Raw genomic sequence first — 2,495 nt, 5'->3', positions numbered from 1 at the left:
CGGCCGGCGAGCCAGTCCGCGAGCCCGCCGGGCGGCGCCTCGCGGACGTCGAGCTGGAGGAAGTCCGACCCTATGGACCCCTCCGAAGGGCCTGCTTTGGCTCTGTCCACCAGACCATTGTCGCAGCACGCTGGGTTCATGGACACCACTTACGTGCACGGATACGCCGCTCCCGAAGCCCGCCGCCTCGGCGACCAGGCCGACACCCTCGCCGAACTCCTCCACGCCGGGACGGCGTTCCCCGCCGGCAGCCGCGTGCTGGAGGTCGGCTGCGGCGTCGGCGCCCAGACCGTCCACCTCGCGGCCCGCAGCCCCGGCGCGCACCTGACCGCCGTCGACGTCTCCGAAGCGTCGCTGAAAGAGGCCGCGGCCCGGGTCACCGGAGTCGACTTCCGCCACGCCGACCTGTTCGACCTCGACGGCGAGTACGACCACCTCTTCGTCTGCTTCGTGCTGGAACACCTGCCCGAGCCGGAAAAGGCCCTCGCCCACCTGAAGACCCTGCTGCGGCCCGGCGGCACGATCACCGTCATCGAGGGCGACCACGGCTCGGCCTTCTTCCACCCGCGCAGCGAACCCGCGCAGGCCGCGATCGACTGCCTCGTGCGCCTGCAGGCCGACGCCGGCGGGGACGCGCTCATCGGGCGGCGCCTGTACCCGCTGCTCACCGGCGCCGGCTTCGGCGACGTCGTGGTCGAGCCGCGGACCGTCTACGCCGACGCGTCCCGGCCCGCCCTCGTCACCGGGTTCACGCGCGACACCTTCACCGCGATGGTCGAAGGCGTCGGCGAAACGGCCGTCGCCCACGGTTTGGCGACCGCCGAAAGCTGGGCCCGCGGCGTCGCGGACCTGCACCGGACCGAGACCTTCCACTACACGTTCTTCAAGGCCACCGGGAGTAAGTCGTGATCACCCGGCGCCCCCGGTTGGCGGGCAGCACCAACTTCGTCGACCGCGACCGCCAGCGGCTGGAAAGCGACCTCGCCGCGCTCGAACCCCGTCAGCCGGCCACGCGGTCCAAGGCCGCCAAGTGGTTGCGGACGTGGATCGCGCCGGGCACGCACTCCCCCGCGTAGCAGGCCAGCGCGCGTTCCCAGTGCTCGCGCGCGGCCACCGCGTCACCGAGTCCACAGTGGACTTCGCCGAGGCCGCAGTGCGCGCGGCCCTGTTCGGGACCGCAGCCGGTTTCCTTGGCCACGGCCAGGGCTTCGCGGTGGTACGCGAGCGCCTCCGCCGACGCCCCGCGCGCGGCCGCCACCGCGCCCAGGCTGTTGAGCACGCGGGATTCGACGCCCCGGTCGCCGCATTCCCGCGCCAGGCCGAGTGCTTCTTCGAGGTGGCGGGCCGCTTCGCCGGGCCGTCCCTGAGCGAGCCGGACGTCGCCGAGGTGCTTCAAGGCGACCCCGCGGTTGGTCGGGCTGCCCGTCTCGCGCGCGATTTCCATCGCCCGCTCGAGGTGGCCCGCGGCCTCGGCGTACCGGCCGCGCGCGTGCTCGACGTCGCCGAGGATGCCGAGCGCGTACCCCTCGCTGACGCGCACGCCCATGGCCCGGAAGTGCTCCAGCCCTTCCGCCAGCGCCACCGCGGCGTCGTCGTGGTTTCCCTGCGCCGACAAGGCATCGCCGAGGTTCACCAGCGCGTAGCCCTCGCTGGTGCGGTCGGCGGTTTCGCGGGCGAGCGCCAGCGCTTCCCGGTGGTACCCGGCCGCTTCCGCGTACCGGCCGATGCCGCGGCAGGAGCAGCCGAGCACGACCAGGACCAGGCCTTCGCTGGTGCGGTCGCCCGTCTTCCGCGCCACGGCCAGGGCTTCCGCCGAGTACGTGATCGCGTCGGCGAACCGGCCGAGCGCGCGGCAGACCAGCCCGAGCGTGTTGAGCACGTGGATTTCGGTGCGCCGGTCCCCGGTTTCGCGGACGAGGACGAGCGCCTCCTCCAGGTAGCGCCGGGCTTCCCGCGACCGGCCGACGCGCCAGTGGCCGAGCGCGATCAGGGTCAGCGGTTCGGCCTCGGCGGCGCGGTCGCCGGCGTCGTGGGCCAGCGCCGACGCGTGCGTGTGCAGCACCAGCGCTTCTTCGTGGTAGCCGCCGACGTCGAGGTAGTGCCACAGGATCCCGGACAGCAACCGCAGGTGGTCGGCCCAGCCGTGCCGGGTCGCGTGCGCGGCGACGGCGAGGAGGTTGCGCCGCTCGGCCTCCAGCCACGCCTGCGCCTCGATCACCTTGACGTCGGGGTCCGGCACGACCGGCCGCAGGTGCCGTTCCTGCGGCAGGACCACGTCCATGGCCTGCGCGGCGGAGCGGACGTAGCAGTCGAACAGCCGCTCCTGGGCCGCGTGGCTCTCGTCCGGCTCGGCGGCCGCGAGCTCGGCGGCGTACACGCGCAGCAGGTCGTGCAGCTGGACGCGGTCGTCGCCGGTCTGCTGCGCGAGGTGGGCGCGCACCAGCACGCCGGTCAGCCGCTCGGCTTCGGGCAGCGGGACGTCGGCGAGCGCGGCG

Annotated in this window: 2 protein-coding genes; one reads left to right on the top strand and one right to left on the bottom strand. The window is 73.9% G+C overall.

What is annotated here, in order from left to right; genetic code table 11:
- Positions 1 to 138: 138 nt before the first annotated feature.
- Positions 139 to 909, top strand: a complete 771-nt coding sequence (locus tag G3I65_RS10570) for an L-histidine N(alpha)-methyltransferase (protein WP_160695939.1) — start codon at positions 139 to 141, stop codon at positions 907 to 909.
- A gap of 91 nt (positions 910 to 1,000) precedes the next feature.
- Here G3I65_RS10570 and G3I65_RS10565 read toward each other — a convergent pair.
- Positions 1,001 to 2,495 (bottom strand): tetratricopeptide repeat protein (locus G3I65_RS10565; RefSeq protein WP_160695938.1); only part of this gene is annotated, 1,495 nt, incomplete at its 5' end.

It is taken from the genome of Amycolatopsis sp. SID8362 (assembly GCF_010550475.1).
Classification (GTDB): domain Bacteria; phylum Actinomycetota; class Actinomycetes; order Mycobacteriales; family Pseudonocardiaceae; genus Amycolatopsis; species Amycolatopsis eburnea.
This window is presented reverse-complemented; position numbering and strand designations above follow the sequence as displayed.